The 23,565-nt window shown below is 36.9% G+C and carries 31 protein-coding genes; 4 read left to right on the plus strand and 27 right to left on the minus strand.

What is annotated here, in order from left to right:
• Window positions 1-16 precede the first annotated feature (16 nt).
• The 26 genes from WH188_RS01230 to WH188_RS01355 all read right to left on the minus strand — a co-directional run bounded on the left by WH188_RS01230 (window position 17) and on the right by WH188_RS01355 (window position 19,593).
• Entirely contained in the window at window positions 17-1,777 is a 1,761-nt protein-coding gene (locus WH188_RS01230) for a hypothetical protein (RefSeq protein WP_339423094.1), read from the minus strand.
• A gap of 2 nt (window positions 1,778-1,779) precedes the next feature.
• Window positions 1,780-2,727, minus strand: coding sequence for a hypothetical protein (locus WH188_RS01235; protein ID WP_339423095.1), 948 nt, complete (start codon window positions 2,725-2,727; stop codon window positions 1,780-1,782).
• Window positions 2,728-2,771: 44 nt separating this feature from the next.
• Window positions 2,772-3,320 (minus strand): hypothetical protein, encoded by a 549-nt coding sequence (locus WH188_RS01240; protein ID WP_339423096.1) that lies wholly within the window; start codon window positions 3,318-3,320, stop codon window positions 2,772-2,774.
• Window positions 3,307-3,663: an STAS-like domain-containing protein gene (locus WH188_RS01245; RefSeq protein ID WP_339423097.1), complete on the minus strand. Its 357-nt coding sequence runs from the start codon at window positions 3,661-3,663 to the stop codon at window positions 3,307-3,309. Before WH188_RS01245 ends, WH188_RS01240 begins: the two co-directional genes overlap by 14 nt.
• 5 nt (window positions 3,664-3,668) lie before the next feature.
• Window positions 3,669-4,553 carry a hypothetical protein gene (locus tag WH188_RS01250; RefSeq protein WP_339423098.1) on the minus strand — a complete coding sequence of 295 codons (885 nt, stop codon included), beginning with the start codon at window positions 4,551-4,553 and terminating at the stop codon, window positions 3,669-3,671.
• A gap of 21 nt (window positions 4,554-4,574) precedes the next feature.
• Window positions 4,575-5,294 (minus strand): hypothetical protein, encoded by a 720-nt coding sequence (locus tag WH188_RS01255; RefSeq protein WP_339423099.1) that lies wholly within the window; start codon window positions 5,292-5,294, stop codon window positions 4,575-4,577.
• Between the two features lies 1 nt (window position 5,295).
• Window positions 5,296-5,799: a peptidoglycan recognition protein family protein gene (locus tag WH188_RS01260; protein ID WP_339423100.1), complete on the minus strand. Its 504-nt coding sequence runs from the start codon at window positions 5,797-5,799 to the stop codon at window positions 5,296-5,298.
• A complete protein-coding gene (locus tag WH188_RS01265) occupies window positions 5,786-6,889 on the minus strand; it encodes a hypothetical protein (protein WP_339423101.1) in 1,104 nt (367 codons plus the stop codon). Before WH188_RS01265 ends, WH188_RS01260 begins: the two co-directional genes overlap by 14 nt.
• Window positions 6,890-6,950: 61 nt before the next feature.
• On the minus strand, window positions 6,951-7,505 hold the full coding sequence (locus WH188_RS01270) for a hypothetical protein (protein WP_339423102.1): 555 nt from the start codon (window positions 7,503-7,505) through the stop codon (window positions 6,951-6,953).
• 72 nt (window positions 7,506-7,577) lie between these two features.
• The gene (locus tag WH188_RS01275; RefSeq protein WP_339423103.1) at window positions 7,578-9,122 is read right to left on the minus strand and encodes a hypothetical protein; all 1,545 of its coding nucleotides are present in this window, start codon (window positions 9,120-9,122) and stop codon (window positions 7,578-7,580) included.
• 30 nt (window positions 9,123-9,152) lie between these two features.
• Entirely contained in the window at window positions 9,153-10,049 is an 897-nt protein-coding gene (locus WH188_RS01280; RefSeq protein WP_339423104.1) for a S49 family peptidase, read from the minus strand.
• A gap of 98 nt (window positions 10,050-10,147) precedes the next feature.
• Complete coding sequence (locus WH188_RS01285; protein ID WP_339423105.1) at window positions 10,148-10,525, minus strand: hypothetical protein; 378 nt, start codon at window positions 10,523-10,525, stop codon at window positions 10,148-10,150.
• The gene (locus WH188_RS01290) at window positions 10,525-11,061 is read right to left on the minus strand and encodes a hypothetical protein (protein WP_339423106.1); all 537 of its coding nucleotides are present in this window, start codon (window positions 11,059-11,061) and stop codon (window positions 10,525-10,527) included. Before WH188_RS01290 ends, WH188_RS01285 begins: the two co-directional genes overlap by 1 nt.
• A gap of 644 nt (window positions 11,062-11,705) precedes the next feature.
• Window positions 11,706-11,936 (minus strand): hypothetical protein, encoded by a 231-nt coding sequence (locus WH188_RS01295; protein ID WP_339423107.1) that lies wholly within the window; start codon window positions 11,934-11,936, stop codon window positions 11,706-11,708.
• A 72-nt stretch (window positions 11,937-12,008) separates the two neighbouring features.
• Window positions 12,009-12,317, minus strand: coding sequence for a hypothetical protein (locus tag WH188_RS01300; protein WP_339423108.1), 309 nt, complete (start codon window positions 12,315-12,317; stop codon window positions 12,009-12,011).
• Window positions 12,314-13,198: an HNH endonuclease signature motif containing protein gene (locus WH188_RS01305; RefSeq protein ID WP_339423109.1), complete on the minus strand. Its 885-nt coding sequence runs from the start codon at window positions 13,196-13,198 to the stop codon at window positions 12,314-12,316. Before WH188_RS01305 ends, WH188_RS01300 begins: the two co-directional genes overlap by 4 nt.
• A gap of 2 nt (window positions 13,199-13,200) precedes the next feature.
• On the minus strand, window positions 13,201-13,767 hold the full coding sequence (locus WH188_RS01310; RefSeq protein ID WP_339423110.1) for a hypothetical protein: 567 nt from the start codon (window positions 13,765-13,767) through the stop codon (window positions 13,201-13,203).
• 10 nt (window positions 13,768-13,777) lie between these two features.
• Window positions 13,778-13,975 carry a hypothetical protein gene (locus WH188_RS01315; RefSeq protein WP_339423111.1) on the minus strand — a complete coding sequence of 66 codons (198 nt, stop codon included), beginning with the start codon at window positions 13,973-13,975 and terminating at the stop codon, window positions 13,778-13,780.
• Window positions 13,972-14,583, minus strand: a complete 612-nt coding sequence (locus tag WH188_RS01320; protein WP_339423112.1) for a 3'-5' exonuclease — start codon at window positions 14,581-14,583, stop codon at window positions 13,972-13,974. The genes WH188_RS01315 and WH188_RS01320 overlap by 4 nt, the downstream gene beginning before the upstream one ends.
• A 12-nt stretch (window positions 14,584-14,595) precedes the next feature.
• Entirely contained in the window at window positions 14,596-14,883 is a 288-nt protein-coding gene (locus WH188_RS01325) for a hypothetical protein (RefSeq protein ID WP_339423113.1), read from the minus strand.
• Complete coding sequence (locus tag WH188_RS01330; RefSeq protein WP_339423114.1) at window positions 14,861-15,103, minus strand: hypothetical protein; 243 nt, start codon at window positions 15,101-15,103, stop codon at window positions 14,861-14,863. The genes WH188_RS01325 and WH188_RS01330 overlap by 23 nt, the downstream gene beginning before the upstream one ends.
• A gap of 7 nt (window positions 15,104-15,110) precedes the next feature.
• The gene (locus tag WH188_RS01335) at window positions 15,111-18,146 is read right to left on the minus strand and encodes a hypothetical protein (protein ID WP_339423115.1); all 3,036 of its coding nucleotides are present in this window, start codon (window positions 18,144-18,146) and stop codon (window positions 15,111-15,113) included.
• Between the two features lie 21 nt (window positions 18,147-18,167).
• Window positions 18,168-18,401, minus strand: coding sequence for a hypothetical protein (locus WH188_RS01340; protein ID WP_339423116.1), 234 nt, complete (start codon window positions 18,399-18,401; stop codon window positions 18,168-18,170).
• 2 nt (window positions 18,402-18,403) lie between these two features.
• Window positions 18,404-18,907 (minus strand): hypothetical protein, encoded by a 504-nt coding sequence (locus WH188_RS01345; protein WP_339423117.1) that lies wholly within the window; start codon window positions 18,905-18,907, stop codon window positions 18,404-18,406.
• A gap of 4 nt (window positions 18,908-18,911) precedes the next feature.
• The gene (locus WH188_RS01350) at window positions 18,912-19,247 is read right to left on the minus strand and encodes a DUF4406 domain-containing protein (protein ID WP_339423118.1); all 336 of its coding nucleotides are present in this window, start codon (window positions 19,245-19,247) and stop codon (window positions 18,912-18,914) included.
• Between the two features lie 109 nt (window positions 19,248-19,356).
• On the minus strand, window positions 19,357-19,593 hold the full coding sequence (locus WH188_RS01355; RefSeq protein WP_339423119.1) for a hypothetical protein: 237 nt from the start codon (window positions 19,591-19,593) through the stop codon (window positions 19,357-19,359).
• A 105-nt stretch (window positions 19,594-19,698) separates the two neighbouring features.
• Here WH188_RS01355 and WH188_RS01360 point away from each other — a divergent pair, with 105 nt between their 5' ends.
• Genes WH188_RS01360 through WH188_RS01370 form a run of 3 tightly spaced genes read left to right on the plus strand, consistent with a single transcriptional unit; the run spans window position 19,699 to window position 21,339 of the window.
• Window positions 19,699-20,091, plus strand: a complete 393-nt coding sequence (locus tag WH188_RS01360) for a helix-turn-helix domain-containing protein (protein ID WP_339423120.1) — start codon at window positions 19,699-19,701, stop codon at window positions 20,089-20,091.
• 60 nt (window positions 20,092-20,151) lie between these two features.
• Complete coding sequence (locus tag WH188_RS01365) at window positions 20,152-21,090, plus strand: exonuclease domain-containing protein (RefSeq protein WP_339423121.1); 939 nt, start codon at window positions 20,152-20,154, stop codon at window positions 21,088-21,090.
• A 12-nt stretch (window positions 21,091-21,102) separates the two neighbouring features.
• On the plus strand, window positions 21,103-21,339 hold the full coding sequence (locus tag WH188_RS01370; RefSeq protein WP_339423123.1) for a hypothetical protein: 237 nt from the start codon (window positions 21,103-21,105) through the stop codon (window positions 21,337-21,339).
• A gap of 15 nt (window positions 21,340-21,354) precedes the next feature.
• Here the strand turns inward: WH188_RS01370 and WH188_RS01375 are convergent, their stop codons facing one another.
• Window positions 21,355-21,624, minus strand: coding sequence for a hypothetical protein (locus WH188_RS01375; RefSeq protein WP_339423124.1), 270 nt, complete (start codon window positions 21,622-21,624; stop codon window positions 21,355-21,357).
• Between the two features lie 476 nt (window positions 21,625-22,100).
• Here WH188_RS01375 and WH188_RS01380 point away from each other — a divergent pair, with 476 nt between their 5' ends.
• A complete protein-coding gene (locus WH188_RS01380) occupies window positions 22,101-23,507 on the plus strand; it encodes a sialate O-acetylesterase (RefSeq protein ID WP_339423125.1) in 1,407 nt (468 codons plus the stop codon).
• Window positions 23,508-23,565: the final 58 nt, after the last annotated feature.

Consider the following 23,565-nt stretch of genomic DNA (forward strand, 5'->3'; position numbering starts at 1 on the left):
GAAATAAATATAGCAATTATACAGGAGTTGTATCCTCAATTCGAGTCGATCGGGACTTAACCAAGTTCCTCCATTCACGTCGCATCAGCATATATTTAAAACTATCTGAAGGGTTTGTCGATTCGAGAGGAAGTCGATGAATGGGTAGCGATTCCGAGGTCTTATTTTTCGTGATCATCTTACCACCTGATTTCGTTGGTTTAATTTTCGTTCGCGCGAGTTCCAGTGAAGCTTTAAGTTCTTTACACTGATACATATCAATCAGCACTTTAGGTAATCGACGTTCGTTACCAGCAAATAAAGTCTGCATAAATACATACTCTTCTTTCTGATAGATTGTGCCTTGGTTTTTGGACATCAATACCACTTTCCAGCCGGAGCGTTTTTTATTACCCTGATCATCTGTATTGTATTCAATTGCATTTTTAAACTGCGTAGCTTGATCGACACCTGCTGCAGCTTGATTATTACCGGCACGATCGTAATAGCAATGAATTGTTTTTTCTTCTTGAGGGGCAAAGTATTCTTTGAATTCGTTGGCCAAATGGGTGATATGCTTCGGTGAAAGCGTGTACATGAATTTCAATACCCGATATTCATTGTTAGGCTTTGGTTGCCCAATACACATCGACATCATGTTACCGAAATCCAGCCCTATTTCAATGATCTTCTTTTTATTCAGGTACAACAATTCACGACAGTCTGCAGTATCCTTTATACCAAAGCGATCGTGCCAACGTGGATCAAGTCCATCTTTATAAAAATTGACTTCCGTGATATTCGGATAAAAGCGATCTCCCGAATCTAGACTCGGTTTTAGTGACAATATCGCGGTGTCGACGTCTCCCAGATCGGACTCAACGGCATCGGTAAACCACTCATTCGATAATATATCAATATTGACCAGGGACGATGCAATGAAAAATAAAGTATGACCATCTTTCAGTGATCGTGCAACTCGCCAACGTTCTTTCCAACGTTCTTCAGTGCGTAATTTTTTAGCGGTTTCTTCCAGATCATTCCTTTGCTGATAATAGACTCTTTCTTGAATTGCCTCATTCAATACAAAAGCAGTCTTTAATATGCGTAGGATACCTGATTTTCGCATTTTATTAACCTGTTTCAGAATCCAGTCATGTTCACCAATATTCGCAGGGTTTGGCATATCCGTTGTGAAGGTATGACCACGATAAAAAACAGATTTACCATACTTCACCATGTAGCCACGAACAGACTTCAGTAAGTTGGCAATCTTATGTTCCGGAAAGTATTTAACCTCATCACCAAAAGCATGTACATATGATCTACCGGCTAATGAAGCAGGACGATCCAATGAACCAAAGGTGACATTCAACCCGGTATACCAGATCATTGTGTGCTTGTACGAAACGATCTTGTTATATGGCTTCCAAAAATGTTCCTTAAGTGCTGCAGGTAGATCCTCTTTCTCTGCTTCAGAAAACACAGGTGGTGCTTTTCCGATTACATAATGTATTCCTTCTTTATACCCTTTTCTTTCTAAGCCTTCCAGAACGGAGGGTAATACGTTTTTCTGTAAATTGGAATAGGTATCCGACACCCATACCACCGGGGCCCCGGGCATATCCTCCGCAATTGCTATTAATCGTTCAACGAGGATATCCGTAGTTTTTGCAGATCCACGACCAAGTACCAGGTATAAATATTTGGGCAGAACCATGAGGGCCATCTGCGCCAGCCAGTTCATAAATGCTACTGCAGTATCGACTGTCTTTTTAATTTTCGGTCTCCAAGCCATGTCTATTTTTTATATTCTTCTTCGATGACATCAAACTTTGATGATAAGTTGATCGGTTCGATCATCGCATCTTGACGTAAACTTGATTTCACAGATTCAGGTTGATCTAGGGAATCAATTTCTGCTGCTAATTCATTCCGGTTGATATTTGGTAGGCCTACTAATTCCGTATTTAAGCTAAATACCCTCACAGACGGCATGTAAAGTTCTTTAGGCAACTTATTGACGTCAGGCTTGTCTAATTCCAGCAATACAGAAGCTTGTTTGGTCAAGTTTCCAAAAACTTCCCAATCTTTAGATGTCTCCGCATTTGACATGACTACATTGGAGGCCATTTCCAAACGATCGGCAAATTTATGACGTAAGGCTTTTTTATTGATATTTCGATCAGCATAAAACAGATTGACTGCCTCGTCGTACATTTCTGATGCGCGTTGATGCTTCAGGTTAAAGTTTTTGACAAAGAAGTCCACAGTTGCCCGGCGACCGTAAATCGAATCCATATCGCGAATGAAAATCAAGGAATCGATGTACAACTGCTCTTCGACGGAAATATCTTTGATTGCTTTTCCAGCTTGGATATAATCGTTCAGGCGTTCTAAGATCCGCTGATGTTCGAAGGTCCCAAAAATATCCATCTTTGATATTTTGAAAGCTCTTGATCGTTTTATTTCGTGGATCTGCTTTTGCGCCGGAACATCACCCGTACTGGCAACATGATAAAGGGCTAACCGTTCATCCATATCTTGCTTGAGCTTTCCTGCCTCGAGGCGTTCAGCAAGCATAGAATTTTTATCTGCAGCAATTTGTTTGAAGATGATTTTATCAATACCAAAATAGGTCGCGATCTTTTCATTCGAATATCCTAGAGCTGATAATGTCTCAAGTTTATCCCAGTCTTCATCGTCGAATGGTAATGTGGGGTGTTTTATGGGTTTGTTTCCGGCCATAAAACAAAAATGCCGCTAAGTTAGCGGCATGGAAAGGACTAGAATTATCTAGTTGTTATAAAATCCCCATGAATTAGATTTGTATGGAAATCTGTGTCATTTGACACAAAATTGAATTTTCTTGTATTGACCAAATGAGATATATAACTATCATTAAAATCTAATTTAGGACAATTGCCAGTGATATGTGCCATATCAGTTGTAGAAAAATTGTCACTTAATTTTATTACCGAACTTATAGAAAAAATACTATCTAAACTTGATTTTACTATACTGTAACTATTTAAGTAATCTGAAGTACCAAAATAATCTTTTTTAAAATCGACCTTTAAATTAAATATTTTTTTCTGATCATCTTTCCAAATATTATAATCTCTCCTTAATAGGGCGTTTGCAAATTCCGATATTATAATAGAATTTATATAAATAGGGGCATCTTTCTCTAATATATTTTCGAAAAGCTTCGAATATTTTTGCTGATCTCCTTTTTGGAAATCTCCATTTGGAGCAAAGATTAAAATCCAAATATTTGTATCAAAGAAAAATTCTGTAGCTCTTGTAACTGGATAATTTTCAGGTCTAATTTTTCCCATAAATAGTATTATCTGAATGTTTTTCAAAACTTGCTTTATTTGCAAAATAAATTTTTGCAGTTTCTACTACATCTTTAAATAGTTTAACATCTCTTTGTTTAATATTATCAAACTTAATATGTTCATTTAAAAAAGAAGATTCATACAAGTTATTTGAATAAAGTTGACCAATTGCTGCATTTAAAAATGCTGTTATAATAAGTTCAATTTCGTCGAAATCTAAAACTAAATAATTTTTAGTATCTAAATTTTTTTTAATTAGACGAAATACCTTATCTCCATTATCACTAGACACTGCTTTGTGTGATTGAATAATGTCTTTTATTTTTAATTTAACATCCATGATTTTTAAAATAAATTTGTTACTGTTACTACTGAGTCATCTAAAGAATAGTACGACTTATCTTCCATATTGAATACTAAATTTATTATTGTACCATTAAATCCCGTATTAAGCTCTTTTTCAATGATTCCCATGGCAGTAAATTCATAATATCCTTTTCCAGATATAATTTGTATACATCCATTATTAACTAACATAAAACTGACTAAAACATCAAAACCAAGACCACCAGATAAATCCCCGACTTTTGTTGTGTTACCCTTTATTAGCGCCCATTTAATAGCTTGAGAACCCGATATATTTTCACCTAAAAAATGAGAAACCTTTTGTTTAATAGTCTTACCTAAATTTACAATCGAAAAATTCAAAGGTTTGCTTGATTTATTTGGAAACATTTGACCGCAAGTGTGGATAAATTTACAATTTCCATGTAATCTAGCATTATCAAATAGCTCGAATATACATCTAAGTATTAATACATCTAAATCTTTGCTATGTTTTGGAAAATATTTTTTTCCTAACAAATCATTCTCGATATATGATATAAATCTGTTTTCATCTTTATTTCCAAACCGATTGTAGTTTACAATAGTGTCAGAACGTAGAGATGATTTTCCAATCTCATTATTTGAGAAATAATTGTTTCTTTTTAAAAGATCTTCTATTAAGGGATTAACGTTTATATATCTTATTGTATTGTTTCTAGATGTTAAATCTTCATTAAGGGCTCCTAAAAATGCGCAAATATTTGCTTCTATAAATTTTACAGAGCTAAAGTCAAAAACAATTTGCTCACTATGATTTTTTTTTAAATAATTTTGAACATCTATTAAATATTCAAAATCAGCAAATTTTGTTGATATATTTTGTGGTAATTTAATGTGGACCATATTTCAGTTAAATATAACAAATTATTCCAATAACCTGTTGACTTCCGCCAATTGCATCTGAAGTCCTTTTAATTTTTCTTCACGTTGTTGGAGCAGATCCGATCGCTTATCTTTTTTGATCTGGGAGGTATTCCTCCAGATCGCATGCTCGATATTCTTTTTCTTCTTAAAGAGATCTATGCTTTTTAGATTTCGTAATTCCTTTATTCGCTGAAACTGTCCAAATATTTTATGCTCACCCAATACTTTTTTGTTGGCTTTATAATGCTTCAGTTCTTTGTATATCTTATGGTTGTCTATAAAGTTGTTAACCAGGGTACTTAACTTACTCAACATTTCTTTATGATCACTGCAGTCGCTCAGGGAGTCGTAGGCCTGAATGCAATTTCGATAAGCAGTAATCTTGTCGGATATCAACAGCTTGAGTTCTGGAGGGCAATCATGATCAGCAAGGAAGGGCCACTGGGTACGGAGCTGATACTGTTGTGCTTTATTAACCTGGTGCGACTGAAGATTAGTCGGTTCATTTTTTACTTGTACCGATTGAGGAATATGGAAATCATACGGCATTCCAGCTTTTGCGTATAGTGCTACTTTTATGATCTGCAGATGTCGTTCCGGATGTTTCGATACCATCTTTGCGATAGCAGGTTTAGGATCCGTGTAATCCATAAAAAGACGTAAGCCGACCGTGGGGTCGGCTCCGCCTAATAACCAATTATGAATAAGAGATGAAAGCATGTTATTTTTTTATTGATTCACCGATATGTTTTAAAGCTTCAGTACCGGCAATCCATTCATATTCAATTTCTGCATCGAAGCAAGGGCATGTTTTTTCCCATTCGTTTTTTGAAATTTTACCATCACGATTGAGATCTTTAGAAAAATCACGATGGCCCAATATTCGGATAGCGGCAAGTTCTTCAGGTGTGTGATGTTCTTCGCACCATTTCAAAGCCTTATTGATACTGTCTAATAATTCATCTTTCTGAAAGTCTGTACGGGTATCAGTGCCTTTACTGTCTCCACCTTTATAACAGATGTTTATAATCTTACTATTAAAACCTTTTACGCCATTGGAAGGATTTTCAAATGATACTAATTGTTCTGTTTTATCTTCCCCGATCAATCTATGATATCCATCTGTCTTCCAACCAAGCCCGCGCCAATATTTTTGAATTGCTTTTGTGGTTTGCTTCAATGGTCCAGCGGTACAATGAATGACAATGAACTTAATCTTTCTCATATCTGGAGGGATTAGCAAATATCGATTTAACAACAGGCTCGATTGATATCCAGCCTTTAGCGTTGCAATTGACAAACTTACGTTCGGCAAATACTTTTTTGACCAAGGCTAACTCAGCGTTGTCACGATATAATGATGCCAGGATCGGATCATTAATCGCACCGGTGATTTGGATCGGACGAGCATTAGGAAATTGATCATTAAAATACAATGATGTCAATAGCAAGCCTTTTTCAGTAGCGCCATACTTTTCGATTACTTCAGCTAAAACTTCCGCATTCAGTAACATTGGTGTATGTGTTCCGTATGATTTAGTTGCTTTATTTTCAGCTTCCAACGCTCGTTTGGTTAAAAGCGCATTTTTACAATAAAGCGATGCACCTTTTCCGTGATCCTCAAGATCACCGAATGCTTTTAGCGATTGGATATCCGCTAAGGTTGTATGTCCGGCTAAGAAGATATCATCATTACTCAAGATAAAGTCACCTTCGATTTCACCTGCAGCAATTAATGCCAAGATCTTGTGCGTGACATCTGCCTGAGGGTTGCGAATCTCAGCAGGTGCTGCGCAATTGCAGTCCTCTAAAATTAAAACAGGATCCATCGGGATATGGTTGATTTCCGGTGAAAACCAATCTTCACGATCACCGACTACGATAACATGATGCTTGTTTGCGAAATGATCTGTCCAGGAGCGCAAAGCGTATCGCAATTCATCACCTGCAGCTTCAGATCTTAAATAAGGAATTACGATTGCAATACCTTTATTTTCCGATTTATTCTCGGCATTATCTGATGATCCATTTTCAGTAATTGCAATAATTACTGGAGGTTTGTCAGATCCAGCAGGATCAGCATCGCCTTGGTCTGCCTTAGATTGCGTTAACGACTCAATATATTCTCCGAATTTTGCGCCTAATCTCAAGGTTTTATCTTCTAGTTTTACCAATAACTCTTTTTTGACTAATGAGTTGATAACAGCATGAACTGATGCAATCGATAATTCTGTTCTATTAGCAATACTTGATGCCTCGACATTAGCACTTTGTACTTCTTGTAATACAGCTGATTCTTTTTCTGATAAATTCATAATTTATTTATTGAAAGTGCCGAATCTTTGAGGTTCGGCACTTATTTAATTATTCGGTTGATTATACGCCTCCGCCTGCAGATCCTGCAGAACCCGAAGCATCGTTCCATTCTTCGTTTGGAATAGCTGCTCCTTTGTAGAAGCCTACCCGTTTACGAGAGTGAAGTCGTTGCGCAAATGTCACAACAGTTTTTGCTCCAGTACTATTATCCTGTCCGGCTGGAGATAAGTAAACGGGATTACAGCTCCATCCCACAACGCGAGATCCATCTCCTGAACATTCATCTGCTAAGACCAGGAATGGTTCTCCTAAATAATTTTGAAAAAATAATTCGGTGTCCACATTTACACCCGGGTGTTCAAAAACGATAGTTTGTTTTACACCTTCACCGTCCGGATCACCTTCAGGCGGATTAGAGATGTCAATGGTTGAAGCTGTCACTTCTATTGCTATGGCTTTCGCCCCAACTTTTAATTTGATATCCCCAGTTACGACAATATCTTTATCCGTACGAGCCGGAAATGTTTCAATATCATCATAATGTACGAGCTGAATTACTCCAGATTTTGGCTTTGGTGCTCCTGAAGATTTGCGGAGTGATACTTTAACTGCCATATTTTTATGTATAAAAGAGTTTTAAATTTTGTGAATAAGGGGCCGAAGCCCCTAGTTTGGTTTTTAGGTTGATTAAATACCACCTGCTCCAGAACCAGAACCTGCGTCTACAGCAGGAGTTGTTCCGTCAGGGAATTGATTTGAAGGTTTTAAACTAGCTTGTGGATCATATCCGTTTGGAACGTACGCGAATACTGCTTCAGCGATTCTGAAGCCAACTGCTAACCAGAATTCGCCTATCAATTGAACTTCATATGGTTGTTCAAATACCTGATTGATGACATTAGGCGCTTCATTCTTATGGCGTAGCTTAACCATGTTATTATCCACAGTTGAGAATACGATTGGTGATCCTGTCATACCATCTAATGCGACAACAGTTACATTAGAAAAGTCTATTTTACGAGTGCCAAAATTACCAGATTGACCAGAATTTGTTCCCCAAATTTTCTTATAAGCACGTTCATACTTTGTCAAAATCTCAGGAGCGCAGTACAAATTCATTACCTTGTTTTTGTACAGTGGTTTTAATTTATCGACAAACCCTTCGAAAAACGCCATCACAGCAGCATCGTCTGCTGTATTCCAGTTTATTGTTAAATCTGTGAAATTTACTTTAGCTGCTGCACCCAATGCTTTTTGTTCGACTAAGATTGTTTCCAAGCCGTCCATTGATTCTTCAGGATCAGTAGGTTGATTAGGATCCAAATTTTCCACATACTTTCCTTTGAAGATCATTCTGTACTCAATGTCTTCTAGAATCTGTGGGTAAATCAATTCTTCCCAAATATATTTGGTGATAGGCATTTGAGAAGGTGTCAAACTCTCTTCATACAACTTGAATAGATAAGAATCTAAAACCTCAGAAGGCACAATAGGCACGTTAATTTTATGCCTGCGATTGATAATCAGTAAAGGCGTAAATTTCGTTTGACCTTTTGGCGTCCATTTATTAGTGAACTGTTGCACTACCGAATTGATCTGTGATTGGATGGCACGGTATTCCGTTACTGCAGGAACAGATTTGAAATATTGAGCTGACGTAAAACCACCAAACAATTGCTTGATAATTTCAGTATTGTTACCGTCAGAACTTAAGTAAGTTCCAAACTCTTGACGTACAGCAGACACATCCATGGTAGTACCTGCAGCTGGTTGCATCGTTGCTGCTCCAACCAACGATAAAGCAGCGACGTAGTGTGATGCATTTGCTGCAATCTTAAAGGTTTTATTTCCTTTCGGTTTTCCGGGCTCTTGTGTTCCTTCAGAAGCAGGAAGATCTTCTGGCGTTTCTAACAATGTCGCAATTGTTTGTCGGTTAGTGGCACTTTCTGCATTTAATCTGGTGTTCTCTGCCTGTAGAGCTTCAAGCTGAGCCGTGATATCAGCAGTCGCCTGTTCTGCTTGTGGAGCAAAAAAAGCTTTCATAGCAGCATGCAATTCGGTTGATTTCGTTTCGGGATCCGATTCAGATAAGGCTGCTTCGAATTTTGTTGTGAATGGTTCACCGTATGCACCTGTTAAAGTCTCTTTTTGCTCAGCTGTTAATGCTGTTGCATCTAGTGACTTGATGCCCAAAGCAGCTAATGCAAAGGTTTTGATTTGTGAAAATTTCATTATGAAATTGGGTTTAGGTTGATAAAAATTTTATTGTTTGGCCCAAGCCTGTGCTTGGACATATTGGATTGCGGTTGAGAGTGGGCCGATCTGATCAGCTAGACCTAATTTGATTGATTGCTCAGCATCGAATGTTGATCCCGTCAGTACGCCTGCCGAATCTGGTTGCAAATTTTGTCGACCTGCTTTTACTCCAGCATGGAATTTCTCTTTTAATGGATTGAGCATTTCTTTCCTGATCAGGTCATATTCACCTTTTAAAAATTCTTGGAAAGGTTTGTTTTTATCTTCAGATCCGTCGGCATATACTTCGTGGTGCTTAGCACCTTCTTTTTCGTAGTATGGAACTGGATCTAAGTAAGAGATCATGACACCTATAGATCCGGTACCTGAAGTGATATCGTTATTAAGAAAAATTCGATCGGTAGCAGCAGCAGTCCAATAGCCTGCTGAATAGGCAGAATCGACGTGGGAAACGATCGGTTTATTTTGTGAACGCACAAATTTGATAGCTTCTAGCAAAGGAGGTACGGCACTGCAAGCGCCACCGCCGGTATCCATATCTAGAACAATACCTGCAACATTATCTTTTGCTGCAAAATATTTCATATAATAGGCGATTTCATCCATACCGTATGAGCACATCGTGCCGTACTTCAGCATCATGCCTTTAACAGGTAGTACGATAACACGTTTTTCTTCCGTATCGATATCGACTTGCACTTCTTCATCAGATCCAGCAGAAAATGCACGGATATCAATTGATTCTAATTTTTGAATGTTATCTGCAAATAATGCCGATGAACCGACGATGCCTTTTGCTTGCATCATCAGACCATTGATCATGTCAGGTGCGATCATAAAATGGCCCTTGCAGATGGTGGATAGTAAATGATATTGCCAATTGGCGGTGATAATCCTTTGCATACAAATTTGTTTGATGCAAAGGTGTTGAAGGTGGGCAAGTCAGGAAAGGACGTTTTCCGGGGTGCTATGAAAGTATAAAAGGGGTTTTTAAACTCCTTTTATACTGTATATTTTAATGGTGGATTTATTCCGGTATAGGAAATTGAGAGTGTCGAAAGGTACAATGTACTGCTTTGATTTAGGTCGACAGGGATATCGGGGGCCCCTATGATCAGCGAGCTGCCATCGCAAAGGTTCACCTTAATAATGACCAGTTCTTTAATATTAACTTCTTCCGTGAGTCGAGCAGAAATATTGACGGTGTAAAGATTTCCGGCCTTATCGTTTTTGTCAGATGTAGTCATATCCCCAGATGCGACATATATAGGAAATAAGATCCACGGTAGATAAGGTTGTACCTGAACAGTATCTTTTTTTTGAAACCAACTGACAATCTGATCAGCAGGTGCATATTGGATAGATTCGATTATTTTCATTATAGCACAGATTGATATTCTTGAATAGTTTTTTGAATGGCAGCATTTTGCAGACGAATACGTCTTGAGAATCGTTCATAAAGTTTATTGATCTGTTTCGTTTCTGATCTATACTGTCGCTTCTTTAGTTGCTCAGGGTCTCCGATCTTGGATACAAGCTTACGCGTTAGGATGAAAGTTTGGATCACTTCCTTTTGTTGGATCCCCATGGCAATACCGTTATAATAAAACTGGATCCAATCGTTTTCAAAGGTAGCACTCAGATAATCTTCTATTTTCTGCTGATCATCTGGGGTGATATAGCAGAACTGTCTGAATAATCCAGGCATTGCACTGGTTTTAGGGAGCTTAAAATACACTACTTTAGAATCGATTACTTTTTGCTCAACTGGGTAATCCGAATAGCGGACCATCGAACAAATGAACTTACCAACTTTGGTATCTCTGAATACTGAAAATGACTCATTTTCGAACGCAAAGAGAAAATGCAGGTAGTCGCGTAGGACATCTTTCTTAATGTGACAAAAAACATTCATAAATACTTCGGAAATGGTTTATTCAAAGGTACTCATTTTTCCGCTCGAATCGGAAGTTAATGTTCTGATAATATGATAGTTTATGGTGTTTAATTTGAACAGATAATTCCGCTAAAATTTTCAATTTTTGAAAACAGCGTCTTCCGCTCGAATCGGAATATGGTGGGCTAAATAATTATAGTCTTACATAGCTGATTGCGGTACTGCGAGCACGTTGGTCTAAGACTTGCTGAATGGCTGGGAGCTGGGAAGGTGGTGTTTTTTTTGTAACAGTTGTAACAAATGTTATTTAATTGATAATAAACCTGTTAGATTTCATGTTATTTGTAACAGCTTACTTTTTCAGTTTGTAACAGTTTGTAACAGTTATTACTGTTACAATTTTTTTTAAAAAACTTTTCAAAAGTTACAATTAATTGTAACAGTTAAACTCCTTTATTTTCAGCTCAATATCTTATAGAATTATCCTTTGTTACAAAGTTACAAAGATTTAAAGGTTAAAGGAGAGTAAGGGATAAAAGGGAAAGGCTGGGCAGAGCGCTGGGCCAATGAATATGGTGTTGCTGGCAAAAGATGCCAGCAACGAGTTTTGCGACGCTTCGCGATCGCATTTGAGTTCTATGGGAAATGGGGATGAGTTGGTTTTATTGATTTTGATCAAAGCGATCTGACAATGCTAGAATTATAGCGTCACGCATATCGTCCGGCATAGTGCCATATGCTAGAACCCAGACGTTGTCAACTTTCCTGAAGTAATATATGGAATAGCCGTTTTTGCCTGTCAATATATAATCTGGACTGGCCATATGTTTTTCTTTGATCGTCAGGGGGCAGGTGATCTTACGATCCTTATATATGAATGTCAGTGTGGCCATACGGCTAAAATAAAAAAAAGAGTAGGGTTTTGCCTACTCTTTTTTATTAACTATCAATTGCTATGTATTTATTTAAAACCCATCTCTTTGTAAGTCGGGCAGTATGCCCAGGTACCAGTATGTATTGTCTGGGTATGAAGCTACTGTTGAATATGTATAAATCTCATCTTTGTACAAATTTTTTATTGAATTTTCAGCATCACCACCTTGCTCTACATGGTGTTGTTTTCCCATTTCATAACTGCAGTGAGCAGCAGTGTATGCACAAACGATGTGATAATATAATTGTTCATCTATTTCAATAGGCTTGATTCCTAAAAAGTCGTCAAGATCTACTGCAGTTTCTTCTGGCTGGTTTTCAAATTGCTCTAGTGTTTTCATATCTTACTTTGATTAATTAATTCTCTGCGAAGCAGAATTTCTTTTCTGCGTAATTCAATTAGGTCCGGGTAATTTCCTAAGATCTCATCTCTAAGATCCTCATTTACATTTCCTCTTCCTGTGAGAGCGAAACGTGTTGCAATAGCACGATCTGAAATGTTATTCCGTTGCAGGTTTTCAAACTTTGTTACACATTCCAGATTGTTAATATCACAGTTCATCGAATCGCCATCAATAAATCGAATCAAATTTCCGATGGGTATCGGACCTTTGTTCTTTTCCCAAACATAATGTTGATACAGCTGCCACTTTCCTAGCTCAAGACATATGTATTTGTACCGCTCAGTTCCATCCGTCTTCTGTCGGGTAACTATTTTACCGATCTCATTGTAGGCGTTGTGGGGTATGTTCCCTTTCCTGTATGTGTTTTTCTTAAACTTTTCAATAGTTTCCGGACTCATGAAGTCTTCAAGCTTTTTACCTTTGTTTGGTGGTGTGTTACCCCTTTTAATCTGAGAATCTTTTTTCCGCTGTTCAATTATTACTTTTGGAATCACTAATCCTAAGGCTTTTAATCGACTATTTATTAAAGTTCCGCCAACACCTAGTTGCTTTGCAAGTGTTTTAACCGGAACCGTTAGATATCTGGCTTTTATCACTTCATCCATTTCAGGTGTTGCGCTGGTGCGACCTTTAATCTTCTGAGTTCGTAAAGAAACCGACAGTTCTTTAGATCTGATAATACCACTGCTTTTTAAAAATCGATTTACAACAGCACCATCATAATTAAATTTTGCACCAAGATCCTTATAAGAGAGATCTTGCCAGTTATTGAGCCAGTAAGCTTTTACTTCTTCTGGGATTGGGAAAACAGATTTCATATCTAATGTTTTAAGGTCTTTATTAAATTGATTTCATCTTTGATCTGATTAGACATCTCTCGAGCAACGGCACAAATACCGTCAACATGTTCCTTTTTAATTACACCAGCTTTTAGCTTTCGCATGGTGTCCATCAGGATATTTGACATTTCACTGCCATGTTTTTGAAGTGTTGTTTCAAAAGGTGCTTTATGAAAACCTGTTGCCGGAAGTATTGTCATTCCTTCATCTTCCTGATTATCGACCAATGCGATCTGCTCATTTGATGTTTGCCGTTCTACTTCTGAAGGAATAATCTCTGCAGATATTTTAGATTCGACATTATCAACTATCGCAATTTTATCTGCAGATGTATCTTCGCGTTCGAAGTCTGCTAATTCACTTTTTAGATTTGAAACCAATATCGATTTTAGAAAGTCTTCAACATCATATTTTAAAACATTCAGGCGGTCGATATCTGTCGTAAGGACATGAACTGATCCGGACAGATAAACATCTTGCACATGATGTATCCGGTTTTTATAAAGAATAAACTTTCCTTTTAATTGTGCAATGTGAGATATATTCATAATGTAAGTTTTACTTAATCTTTAATTGAACATTATACCCTGCTCTGATCAGTTGGCCGACGTAATACCGTGGGCCAACTGGGATATCTTTGAATTGTGTAAACGGGGTCACGTCGAGTTCTCTTTTGTTTGTATCCAGGACAAAGCCTGCGTTCCGGACTTTTTTACTCCAATACTTCAATTGTCCAGTAGTTGGTTTTTGTTTCATTGGATATCCTCGTTTTTTGATCGATCGTGTAGCAAAGTGTAAATCGCACATACATCTCTGATCTGAGCAAAGCAATCTTCTAAAGGGTGATGTGTATTTGGTAAAAGAATTAACGGACCTAGACCTAGGTTATTAGAGTCACAATAAGTCCTAACATCCCTTTCATTTGAATGATGCCAGGGAACAACAGCCTCTTCATAGGCATTCTTTAAAATAACTAAATCAAATGCTGGCGAGTTTGCCCAGACTCGGCGATCTGTAAAGCATTCCTTTTGGAAATATTCATTTAATTCCAATACTGACTGATACAAATATTTTTCGCCATTAAAGTTTTCTTCCTGAATTTCTTCAGACTGCGCACCCCACCATAATGTGGTTTGAATAGATGTCGTTCTATTATCTTCGATTTGACGAACGTAATCAAGTTGATGATAAAATGTGTTTTCTGATATTTTACCTGTTTCCAAATTGAAGGCTACGGCTGCAATGCTTAAAATAGCAGCTGTAGGTTTAGTATCTAAAGTTTCGATATCAATCATGATATCAGAAAATCGACCATCTTCTTCGCGTAATTTGTCGACAATTTCTTCAGAGCTTAATTTTTTCATAGTATATTCCTTTTAAATTTTTTTAAGATGACCTGTACGTTCGTACAGGTCCATTTTTTCTATTTGTTGAATTATTAATTTTGATTGCTCGACGTTTAATTCTCGAAATCCAACTGCTGTCTGAAGATGATCACCTGGTTCTGATTCTATCGACCAATCATTATCGAGATCTATGCAGTAACTCATCGGTTGACTGATATCCCCGAATATCGTTTTTACGACTTCGAAACTTCGTTGATCGGAATCAACGAAGATCAGTCCTAGGTACCAAGTCGGTTTATATGTCGAGGTCGGCTTCATGATTTACTTTCTTAAGCCTCACTGAAACAGATCTCAGTTGAGCGTTTACATCAAATATTTCGATAGGCCATTGGTTAACTTTGATGTGGTGCTGCACCTCATTTCGCAATCGATCGGGATCTGACGATCTGATCTCAAATCCATCTTTATACTTACGTGGCGGATTTGTTTTTACTGCTTTAACCAATAATGCGATGTAATCTTGTTCTTGTTTTTTCATGATTTAGTTATGTAAAATTTGGTTTTTCTGTTCCTGGTACCGGTGTCGGAAATCCATCTGCAGGGATTGTTTTAAATGTGGGATCGTAGACTTTAGCGCCATTGACTTCATTCCATCCACCTGTTTCTTTTTCAGTTTGGAAATAAAAATAGTCCTGTGCTACTGTGTCAATACTTTTGCTCCACGTTTTTAATTTGTGATCAAGCTCATAGGCAGGAAATCTTCTCGAGAATCTTTTTGATTTTCCTAATAAGTCTTTTGGATTGTATCTCCAGCCTTTAAATTGTGCGAATAACCTTAATTTTGAATTGAATAATTGTGCACTATACTTGTTCATATTAGCAGAATTTTTGAAGTCTTCTAATGCGATTTTGACAGGTATCACAATATCAATTGTACCCATGTCGTTGTTAAAATAATTTTCTGCCCATTCTAAAAATGTTAATCCAATATCCGCTAGGATATTTCGTTCCATGATATTTTTCATGGGTGCTTCTATTTGCGAAGTAGATAAATATAGATGTGAGCATTGGATCAAAAGATTTAGAAAATTATTCCAATCGTTATCATCAAAAGCCGAAAAAAGCGATTTACCTAAATCAGAAACAGGGGTACGTTCTTCCCTAAATTCTCCCAGTTTATTGTTGTGGAAATAATTTGACATACCAAGAAATAGAATTCTACGCAACAATGAACCTGACATTTTGCCGGGGGTATAGTTAGTTGATATCGATATTTTTGGAGATTCAGATTTATCCAACGAAACGCGTGTTTTTCCTTTAGGATTGACGGTCATGTCTCCAGTGACTAAAGAAAACAGCTGTTCGAAGTCAAAACCCTGAGCGGCATCATCAATGTATAAGCTGTCTGTTTTTCGAGTGATTTGCTCAAGCACGTGTGAATCATCAAATAGCTTATCTTTTTTTCCATTTAAAAACACTTGTTCACGAACCTGTTTGATTGCTTCAAAGAAAATAGATTTACCAGTACCACCTTGAGGTAAACCATCTTCATTCGGCGTATCATCCATTGCTACAACAGACCATGATCGACTTGGATCTTTATATCGATGTACTAAATATCCAAGTGCGTAATACTTGGACATCAGGTGTAACTCTTGTTCATAGCGTTCTTCGTCAGTCAGATTCGGTCCCGAGATATTGAATCGATTTTCCGATTTGTATTTTTCGATTTCTTCTGAAGAGAGATCGTCCAGATTATCCTCTAACTCTTTTCTCCAATGAACACGGGATGTTTGAATCAAGAAACGATTGAATATACAGTCGTTATTAAGCATAGTTAACTTGAAGCGTCCATCTTGTTCTAAAACATTAAACATTGGATCCAATAATCTGCTAAATGGCTTTTGTATAATCTGTGATTCCCAAACGTAACATCCACTACCTTCATTCTTTACTTCAGTAATTCCCTTATCATCAATTTTTATTGTTTTTTTAGGGAAATACATCAGCTGGGTGTTAAACCATGCGTCACGAAAATCTAATTCCAATTCGGGCAATTGAGTAAAATGTGTATCACTCAAAATCGGTGATTTATGAACTGTATCAATTAAACCTTCTTCCATATACCATTGACGCAGGAAGTTGATAACGTATGATTTGATTTGCTCAGGCTTTACGATGCTAACTACAGAGCCTTTAACATGAATATATTCTATAAAGTCTGGCATCGTTTCATAGCGTCCAAAACCATTCTTTATTAGGAAATTCAACATGCGCTCGATACTTATCTTGTATTCATATACTGGACGTCCGAATTTGAATCGTGCATTTCCGTCACGATCTAACGCTTGATGAGAATCCCAAAAGCGCATAGGTTTAGCCATCTTAACCAAGTTCCGAAACGATGATGCATTGAAATAATTTAAATAATCTCTAACATCTTTGCACTTCCGTAAGTATTGATCGGTCTTGTACTGCAATTCTACGGGGAGGTCGACCGTCTTTATGTCTAAGTAATTGGTAGAAGTAGAAGTAAAACATAAAGCAAGGTTCTCGCGTTGTCCGGTATAGTCCAAATCAGGACATGTACATATATTATGCGCTAACGAACGTAATTCCTTCAATACAGACGACGACAATTTGAAATATTCAGACGCACCATACACACACTCGAAACCGATGGCTGCTTTGTTGATCGCATCGGAGCCACCAGTACTGAAGAAAACATTTTCTAACTTAATCTTTTCCCGTTGGAATGATGTATCATCATTTGATTTAGCTTCTTTCTGTTTTTGATCACGAAGTTTTTCGACTTTAGCACGCAACTGTACAAGCCCATGTAGGAAGTATCGATCGCCTCCATTATAGTACATAAAGCGAAATTTCTTGTCTTTATTTTTTGGTTGATATATTTTTTTCCACTTCGTTTTCTTTCCATTAATTGTCGATTCTTCTTCTATTGAAACGATAGGATAATGATCCTGAGACTCAACAATTGTCTTCTTACGCTCTTTAACTATGCTGTAGGATGATAAAGGATGCCAATTTTGATTAGTCAATAATAATTTCAATGAATCATAGACCGCTTTTTTACGGCCTTCTTCTTTGATATGTTTGTGCTTGTATTCTACATCAGCAATTGCATATCTGGAAAATAAAATATCGATCCACGAGTCTGGCCACTCTTCTAAGTGTCCAAATTCCCAAAGACCTTCTTTTTCATCCGGATTAGCATCTTCTTTACGGAATTTTGCGGTGTAAAGAGATTGAACTTCCTGCCCAAATGATAAGTTATGTCTTGTTACGATTATTTTCAATGCTTCGCCATAGGTGCAATTTTCTTCATGCTGCACAAGTGCAATTGCATTACGTGGTTTGGCACTACCTCCACCTCCAAAATCCGTAACGATATATCGATGCTCAGGTGTTTTTTTAATTGCGCACGATTCAGACTTATCAGCTTCACGCATCCGAAAATGTTTATTCGTCCCTACAAAATCATCGATATCTTTTACATACCAACGTATGATATCAAGTCCTCCATTTGTCTCCTGAAATATTTGATCTATGTCGAATGCCATGTTTTGTTTTTAATAGTGTTGTTAATTTTCATTTATTCTTATCTCCCAATTGTGTGATCTTCTTGGAGGAGGAGGAATGCGCTTTTGTTGCCCAGATTTAGTTTCCATACGTTTCAAAATCAAAATGCAAAGTGCTAGTACAAACAGGCCACAAATGATGATCGTGATTAAGATGATCATCTGTAAGTGTTGGATCTGTTTTTCTTGTTCTGCTATTATCTCCGTAGAGAGCTGCTGTATTTTTAGGTTGGTCATGATTAAAAGTGTTTATTGATGATTGGGGGCTTTGTGAAATGATCCGGGGCATTTTTTACTACTTGTGAAAATTGATCGATCATATTCTCGCGACCAGGATATAGGATGAATGGAAAACTGAAGTCAACCAACACGTCATCATTTTCAACTTTACTAGTTATCTTAATATACTGAGGATTGTAATTCAGTTCCATTTCAATTCCTAGTACTATTTGCCTTGTGACTTGTTTAATCACATATTCGATAAGGGGTGTGCTCAGTCCTGAACTTTTGCGTAAATCAGCTAAATATCTTGGCCCGATATCTTGTACTCCCAAAGCTATACGTCCCTCTATTGTTCGTTTACGGGGTTCATAGAACGTCAACATCCGATTGATATGTTTATTTACTTCTATCAACTGATTTTCACGGGTGTTGACGGTTTTAATCAATTTTTTGTATAGCACTATTGCAGTAGCTAAAAGGCACACATTAAGCGTAAGGGAAGCTATAATTAATGTTGTCATAGTTTTATAGATTTGAATATTTACGAACTAGATCTTCGACTGAATCGAAGATTCCCATTTTGAATAGTACTGCAGCTTCGCGCTCCACCTGAGCACCTGCAGAGTATTGCCACCCGTCGAGCAGTAGCAGATCAGAGCATTCAGCAAGCACCTGAAAACCTCGGCGATAGTATTTAGGATCCGCAGGATCTTCGCTTTTAATATCTGCACAGAAATCGTGTGGATTCCGGATCTCAAAGCCCAGGGCATTGAGCTGCTCTTGTGCCTGATAGAATGCTGAGCGATTCAAATCAGGTTGGCCACTGACTGGCCCAGCTATATAAATTATTATTTCGTTCATGATTTCAATTTGATTACAGTGTTACAAATTATCATCGCTCTATCCCTAAGCGATGAAGACCCCGTATAAAGAACTGGGGATATTTACGTTTCTATCGGGTATTATTGATTCACTCGGAATATTCAAGTCCTTTAAGGTTTTTGAGCACTGTGCGTGCTGCTGTTATTATGCGTTCATCATAATCAAGTCGAATCGTGTATAAGTCGTGATTAACTTTTGTCCGGTCAACTTTATATCCTTGATCTTTCAAATGATCTACAATGAGAGCTGCAAACATATTTGGCGCATTTTCTCTGAAGAACTGAAGTTCATTTCCAGCTACTTTTATTCTCTTGTTATTAGCCATTTTCTTACTGTTTTTTAAATTGTTTTCGTACTATTGTTTGTTAAACCGTTTGTTAATACAAATATATACACGAATTGGGAACAATTCCAAATTAATGAACACAATATGGGAATGATTAAAGATAAGTCATTAATACTTAATGAGATAAAATTACATTATGGCTTTAAAAATGATGCTGAATTTGCCCGGTTTTTGGGTATAAAGCCTAATTCACTAGCGAATTGGTATAGTAGAAATACGTTTAACTACGAAACTCTATTCACAAAGTGTGATGATATTCGAGCTGAATGGTTTTTTACCGGAGAGGGTTCGATGCTTAAAGCGGAAAAAACTTCAACATCGATTGATAAAAAATTAACTACTGAGGAAACGTCTGAAAAGTCTGACGCAGAATATTGGAAAAATGAATATATAGCAGTACAAAAGAAATATACTGCTTTGCTGGAAAACAAACTGCAAGAAGTCCTTACTGGAGATAAAAGCTCTAAGGCCGGTTAAGATGGAAGTCGTATGGAGGAACTGGGATAATAATTACTAACCTAAAATATACTTTGAATTATGGAATTTATAGCCATAGATTTTGAAACAGCAGATTATACCAAATATTCTCCTTGTGAGATAGGTTTAACTTATGTTAAAGATTTTAAAATTGTTAAACAGGAGAGCTATTTGATCAAACCTCCATGCTATCCAAACTTTGATTCTTTCAATGTTCAGTTACATGGGATTAATCCGGATATGGTAAAGGATAGTCCAACATTTGATGTTCTCTATAATGAGAAACTGAAAGATGTACTGACGGGAAATCTAATCGTATCTCATAATACAAGTTTTGATATTTTGGTATTAAGGGAAACATTGTCCGAATACAATATAGAATGGCCTGAATTAAAATATTTGTGTACTCTCGTTTTGTCACGTAGATTGTTGACCTCTCTTCCCAGTTTTAGTTTACCTAGTGTATATAATATTTTGGGTTTAGGTGATTTGAAAAATCATCATCGTGCAAGTGCAGATAGTCAAGCGGCTGCAGAAATAGCAATTGAATTATTTAATCGACATGCTGTCCTCCAGATCGAAGATATTCCTACCAACTTAAACTACAATATTGGTGAATTATCTGCAAATAGTTTTAGAGGATTTACCCATAAAAGAACTTATCAATCGTCTAAAGATAGATTTGCATTCACAGATTTAGAAATTAATGAAGAAGATTTTGACAGGGATTCTATTTTTTATTCGAAGAATGTAGTATTTACCGGCAAGATGACTTCAATGACCAGGGCAGAAGCTGCACAAATAATTCTAAAAATTGGCGGAAAGTTTTCAGATGGCTTAAATGCTAAAACTAACATTTTGGTTATTGGCCAACAAGAAGTGGCAGTGGTTGGAGCTGAAGGCCGAAGCAGTAAGCAAAAGAAAGCTGAGGATATGAGAGCTAAGGGTTTAGAGATCGAGGTAATGTCTGAACTAGAATTCCTTCAAAACTTAAATTAACATTATAATATTATGGAAGAAAACCAATTTAAACCAGGTGATATCGTTTATCACAAAGCAAATAACCTAAGAATGGTTGTTATCGGAATTAAGGGAGATCAAAGCAATTGTAGATTTGTAGAAAAAGCTGGAGTATTTAAAAATGATCTATTTTTTAATATTGAACTCAGTAATACTCCTCTAGATTTCATGGAGACTCCAGTTGTGAGTCAATTGGTATATAAAGGAATAGAAAGTAGATCGAAATAAAGAATAGGCCTAAGCCTATTCTTTAATCTGCTGTCCAGCTTTAATAAGATCAATCTCACTTGCAATGCACTCTTTAAACATCGACCTATCTTTATCTGAAGACAAGGTATCTGCTAAAGTTGCTGACCGGATTAGGACCTCCAAAGCTTCAATACGAGATTGACTTGATCGATAAGGTGGGATTTCGGATTTGTTTCTTTTGCGAATCTGAAAAAATAGTTGCACAACTAATACACAAAGTAAGATTATGCTCAACAGCGTTGAAATAGTTTCTTGATTTATCATACCACAAAATTAGACGCTTGATATAAGTAACTAAAGGACAGTGAAATAAACAAAATTCAATCATTTGCGTACACCTACACGTACACTTTTGATTTAAACAATTGGTAATTAATAAATTAATTGCATCGGCTCCGGGTACCGAAAAAGGATCTGAAGTTAATTCTTCAGATCCTTTTCTTTTATAAAACCTACTCCTGTTGTTTCACACAAGTCTTTATTTTTTATCAAAAGGGTACCCTAATGAGATATTTGTCACTTTAAAAAGAGTTTAAACATGCTGAACGACTTACTTTGTGGATAGTATGTTCTAGAATTGGAGCTTCTTTTTTTATACTTTATTTGATTTAAATCATTTATATTTACTTTTATAATCATTTGCTATTGCAACTGCTTACCCTATTTCTGTTACTATAAAACCTACTTTTTAATGTACTGAGAATAGAAGATATGCAACCTAAATTCTAAATAATAAAAAAATGAAACAATACTTGCTAGTTGGTATCCTTTTCTTGTTCACAGCGACATCGTATGCAAAAATTCGTCTTCCTAATATTTTAGGGAGTAATATGGTCCTACAACAAAAATCCACGACTAAGCTATGGGGATGGGCAGAGCCGGGTGAAAAGATTAAAATCACTACTTCTTGGGATAATAAGGTTAGCGAAAACGTTGCCGACGGAAATGCAAAATGGCAGATCGATATCCAGACGCCACAAGCAGGCGGACCTTACAGTATTACGCTTCAAGGAAATAATAAAATAGTCCTTGAAAATATATTGATCGGAGAGGTGTGGGTCTGTAGCGGTCAATCTAATATGGAGTGGTCATACAATCAAGGTATCACAAGTATAAAGGATGAGTTTTCCCAACTAAACACACGTAATATTCGATTGTTTAATATCCCTAAAACAACTTCTCAAACACCACGGGATAATAATGAAGGTAATTGGTCAGTTTGTGACAGTAACGCCATAAAGAATTTTAGCGCAGTAGGTTATTATTTTGGTAAACACCTCAACGAAGATTTAGATGTTCCAATTGGATTGATCGGTAGCAATTGGGGCGGTACACCAGCTGAAGTGTGGACTCCCGAAGAGCTGGTGAATAATAATACGGTTCTCAAAGAAGGGGCAACTAACAATAAACCTACAGCGTGGTGGCCTGTATCGCCAGGATATGCTTACAATGCCATGATTGCTCCACTTGTCAATTATAAAATAGCAGGTACAATCTGGTATCAGGGTGAAAGTAATAAAGAGACAGCATCTACTTATACGGAATTGATCAATACCATGGTTGGATCATGGCGTAAGGCATGGAATAAAGAATTTCCATTTTATTATGTACAGATTGCACCATTTCGTTATGAAAGACATGGTGTCGGAGCTTTATTGAGAGAAGCGCAGGCTAAAAACCTTACTACAAAAAATACAGGAATGGTGGTGATTTCAGATTTAGTCACAGATACGTTGAACATTCACCCTACAAATAAAAAAGATGTAGGTCTAAGATTAGCAAACCTTGCTTTAGTAGAAACCTATGGTCTTAAGAAAGATGCGCACAAAAGCCCGATGTTTAAATCATTAACAATAAAGGATAAAGAAGCTATCCTCGACTTTGATTATGCTACATCAGGATTAGTTTTAAAAGGAGATCAACCAAAGGAGCTTTTTATTGCTGGAGCGGATAAAGTATTCTATCCTGCAACAGTTAAAATAAAAGGAAATCAACTCCTTGTCTCCAATAAACAAGTGAAGGCTCCTGTAGCGGTACGCTATCAGTTTAGTAACACTGGAATCGGAAATATTTTTACTAAAAATAATCTTCCAATGGCGCCATTTAGAACAGATAATTGGGAAATTGATACAAGCCCCTTGAAATAATGAAATAGATTTCTGATGGTTGCTTGTTAGCATCATAAATCTATTTGCACCGCTACTT

The organism is Sphingobacterium sp. MYb388 (genome assembly GCF_037479535.1).
Taxonomy (GTDB): Bacteria; Bacteroidota; Bacteroidia; order Sphingobacteriales; family Sphingobacteriaceae; genus Sphingobacterium; species Sphingobacterium anhuiense.